The organism is Micromonospora sp. BL1 (assembly GCF_003667485.1).
GTDB lineage: Bacteria > Actinomycetota > Actinomycetes > Mycobacteriales > Micromonosporaceae > Micromonospora > Micromonospora tulbaghiae.
Window position 1 is genome coordinate 1 of sequence record NZ_RCVK01000075.1, and the last position, 3,955, is coordinate 3,955.

Below are 3,955 nucleotides of genomic sequence, written 5' to 3' on the forward strand. Positions count from 1 at the left end.
GCCGACGAGCCGCGCACCCAGATCGACCACGTCTTCGTGTCGCCGGGCCTGACCGCCGGCGAGGTACGCGCGCCGCGCACCGAGGCCAGCGACCACCTCCCGGTGACGCTCACCGTCACGCTGCCCTGAGCACCCGCCGCAAGAACCGCGGCCGGCCTCACAACCGGTCGGGAAGGACCAACCGGTCACCGGTGAACGGCAGCAGCCAGCCGCCGCCCTTGGCGGTCGTGAAGTCCTCGTCCACGCGGCCGGTGAGCCGTTCCAGCGCGCCCGGGATCACCTTGCCCTGGCTGCACACCGCTACCGTCCCGACGGCCTGCGCCAGCGCGGTCAGCCGGGCCGCGGCGGCGAGCGCGCACTCCTCGGCCTGCTGGCCCGGCGCCGGCTCGTCGAAGTCGCCGCAGACCTCGATCGGCAGGTCCAGCCGGGCCGCCGCCGGGTCCAGCGTCTGCACGCAGCGCCGGGCCGAGGCGGAGAACAGGCGGGCCGGGCGGACCAGCGCCACCAGCGGGACCAGCAGACGTGCCTGCGCCCACCCCTGCTCGTCCAGCGGGCGGCCGTGGTCGGGGCCGGTCCAGGTGCCGCGCTTGCCGGCGTGCGCGTGCCGGACCAGCAGCACCGTCGCGGTGACCGGCGGCAGCGCCGCGAACGCGGCGATCACCTCGGCGTCGTGCGGGTAGCTGACCCGGCGTACCGCGTCGTCGACCGGGAACCAGGCCACGTCGTCGACCTCGGTGCCGGGCTGGAAACCGCCGGTGCCGGCCGCCCGCATGGACCAGTAGTCGACCGCCTTGGCGAGACCCTCGCTGCGGTAGCGGACGGTGGGCAGGCGTACCTGCGGCACGGCGCGTACGTCGCTCTCCTCGGCCACCTCGCGGACGGCTGCCACGAGCGGGTGCTCACCGCGGTCCAGCTTGCCCTTCGGCAGCGACCAGTCGCCGTACCGGGGACGGTGCACCAGGCAGACCTCGACGCCGGCCGGACCCGGGCGCCACACCACGCCGCCCGCGGCCCGGATCCGTACCGGTTCGTCGTCGCTCACCCGCTCACCGTATGCCCGCCCGGCACGCGCCACGGCCCGGTCAGTCGGCCCGCCCGCCGACCCGGCGCAGCAACAGATCCTGGAGGTGGGTCAGCGGCACGTCGCCGTCGGCGGTACGCCGGTGCCAGGTGCCGTCGGCGGCCAGCTCGAACGCGTCCACGTCGGGATCGAACGCGGCGGCGAGGACGTGGTCCAGTTCGGCCCGGGCCACCGGGTCGCTCACCTGCACCAGCGCCTCCACCCGGCGGTCCAGGTTGCGGTGCATCAGGTCGGCCGAGCCCATCCAGAACTCGGCGTCGCCGTTGTTGCCGAACCGGAAGATCCGGGAGTGTTCCAGGAACCGGCCGAGGATCGAGCGGACCCGGATGTTCTCCGACAGGCCCGGCACGCCCGGCCGCAGCGTGCACATGCCGCGGATCAGCAGGTCCACGTGCACGCCGGCCCGCGACGCCCGGTAGAGCGCGTCGGTGATCTCCTCGTCCACCAGGGAGTTCACCTTGAACTGCACGAGCCCCGGCATGCCCAGCCGGACGTGTTCGATCTCCCGGTCGATGCGCTCGATCAGGCCGCTGCGGATGCCCTGCGGCGCCACCAGCAGCCGCCGGTACGCGGTCTGCCGGCTGTAGCCGGTGAGCACGTTGAACAGGTCGGTCAGGTCGGCGCCGATCTCCGGGTCGGCGGTGAGCATGCCGAAGTCCTCGTAGAGCCGGGCGGTCTTCGGATGGTAGTTGCCGGTACCGATGTGGCAGTAGCGGCGGATCTGGTTGCCCTCCTGGCGTACCACCAGCGCGGTCTTGCAGTGCGTCTTGAGCCCCACCAGGCCGTACACCACGTGACAGCCGGCCCGTTCCAGCGTGCGCGCCCAGCCGATGTTCGCCACCTCGTCGAAACGCGCCTTCAGCTCGACCAGCACCACCACCTGCTTGCCGGCCGCGGCCGCGTCGACGAGCGCGTCGACGATCGGGGAATCGCCGCTGGTGCGGTAGAGCGTCTGCTTGATGGCGAGCACGTTCGGGTCGGCCGCCGCCTGCTCGACGAAGCGCTGCACGCTCGTCGCGAACGAGTGGTACGGGTGGTGCACCAGCACGTCCCCGTCGCGCAGCGTGGCGAAGACGCTGCGCGGCACCTCACCCTCGGCCAGGCGCGGATGGGTGGCCGGCACGAACGACGGGTCCTTGAGGTCGGGCCGGTCGGCCTCGCCGTAGACCTGCCAGAGCGCGGACAGGTCGAGCAGCCCGCGTACCCGCAGCACGTCGTGGCCGTCCATGTCCAGCTCGCGGACCAGCAGCTCCAGCATGTGGTCGGAGATGGAGGCGGCGACCTCCAGGCGTACCGGCGGGCCGAACCGGCGCCGGGCCAGCTCCCGTTCCAGCGCCTGGAGCAGGTCCTCGTCGCGGTCCTCGTCCACCTCCACCTCGGCGTTGCGGGTCACCCGGAACAGGTGGCACTCGACCACCTGCATGCCGGAGAACAGCTGGCCGAGGTGCACCGAGATGAGGTCCTCGACCGGCAGGAACCGCACGCCCGGCTGGTCGCGGTGGACCCGGACGAACCGGGGCACGTTGTTCGGCACCTTGACCCGCGCGAACAGCTCCGAGCCGCCGTCCGGGTCGCGTACCGACACGGCCAGGTTCAACGACCGGCCGGAGATGTACGGGAACGGGTGCGCCGGGTCGACCGCCAGCGGGGTGAGCACCGGGAAGATGTGCTCCCGGAACCAGGTGCGCAGCCGCTCCCGCTCGGCGTCGTCCAGGTCGCTCCAGCGCAGTATGCGGATGTCCTCGGCGGCGAGCTTCGGCAGCACGTCGTCGACCAGGCAGGCGGCGTGCCGGGCGACCAGGCCAGCCGCCTTGGCGGTGACGAGGTCGAGCTGGGTGCGCAGCGGCAGCCGGTCACCGCCGCGTACCGGCAGGCCGGCGGAGAGCCGCCGCTTCAGCCCGGCGACCCGGACCATGTAGAACTCGTCCAGGTTGCTGGCGAAGATGGCCAGGAACTTGGCCCGTTCCAGCAGCGGGGTGCGCGGGTCCTCGGCGAGCGCCAGCACCCGGGCGTTGAAGTCGAGCCAGGACAGCTCCCGGTTGAGGAAGCGGTCCTCCGGCAGCGGCGGCACGGCCGGCGACGCGGCGTCCGCTGCGGTCTCGTCGGCCGGGCCGGGGCCCTCCACCGGGTCGAGCGGTTCGTCCAGCCCGGCCGCGCCGGCCGCGTCCGGATCGGCGCCGAGGCGCTCCTCCGGGGGCCGGGGCTGGCGGAACCGCCCGTCCGGGCCGCGGGTGGGGCGGCCGTTGCGGGGCGTGCCGGGGTCGAGGATCGGCGGCGGGCCGTCGGGTTGCTCGCGAGGGGTGCTCACCACCTCATGATTCCCCGATAAGGGTGAACGGAAAATGAACTCGGGCCAGGTTGTTCACGCCATCGTCGGCAAGGTCACCCGGACCACCTCGCCGTCGGCGTCCCGCTCGATCCGGACACGCTGCCCCAACCGGAGCAGTCGCAGCCCGGAGGCGTCGAACGCGCGGGCCGGGAACGCCAGCTCGGTGCCGTCGTCGAGCAGCAGCACACCGCTGCGGGTCGACGCGTCGTAGGTCGCCACCGTCCCCTGCATGCCAGCACCGTACTCCACCGCCGCGGCGACCCGGGCCAGCAGCGCGGCCGTGCGCGGCCCCACGCCCAGCCCGGCGGCGTCGGCCAGGTCCGCCGGGGTGTCCACGTCCCGGCGCAGGCTGGGCCAGTCGCCGGCGAGCGGCAGCGCCCCGCTCGCCGCGTGCGCCGCGGCCGAGCCCGGCCCGAACCGCGGCGCCAGCGGCGTACCGGCCGGCGCGGCGAGCAGCACGGTGCCTCCGCCCGGGGCGTCCGCCACGAACCCGCGTACCCCCTGGGTGGCCCGCAGCGCGGCGGCCAGGTCGGCCGGTCGCAGCG

3 protein-coding genes and 1 pseudogene are annotated in these 3,955 nt (G+C 74.1%); all 4 read right to left on the reverse strand.

Annotated features, from left to right (window positions below; genetic code table 11):
* Nucleotides 1-157 precede the first annotated feature (157 nt).
* A complete protein-coding gene (locus tag EAD96_RS00510; protein ID WP_121682883.1) occupies nt 158-1,075 on the reverse strand; it encodes an NUDIX hydrolase in 918 nt (305 codons plus the stop codon).
* 7 nt (nt 1,076-1,082) lie between these two features.
* Nucleotides 1,083-3,227: an RNA degradosome polyphosphate kinase gene (locus EAD96_RS00515; protein ID WP_233585320.1), complete on the reverse strand. Its 2,145-nt coding sequence runs from the start codon at nt 3,225-3,227 to the stop codon at nt 1,083-1,085.
* A 216-nt stretch (nt 3,228-3,443) separates the two neighbouring features.
* Nucleotides 3,444-3,641, reverse strand: a complete 198-nt coding sequence (locus tag EAD96_RS00520) for a cold-shock protein (protein WP_043330566.1) — start codon at nt 3,639-3,641, stop codon at nt 3,444-3,446.
* 39 nt (nt 3,642-3,680) lie between these two features.
* Nucleotides 3,681-3,955, reverse strand: a pseudogene (locus EAD96_RS00525) (2-phospho-L-lactate guanylyltransferase); the annotation flags it as partial.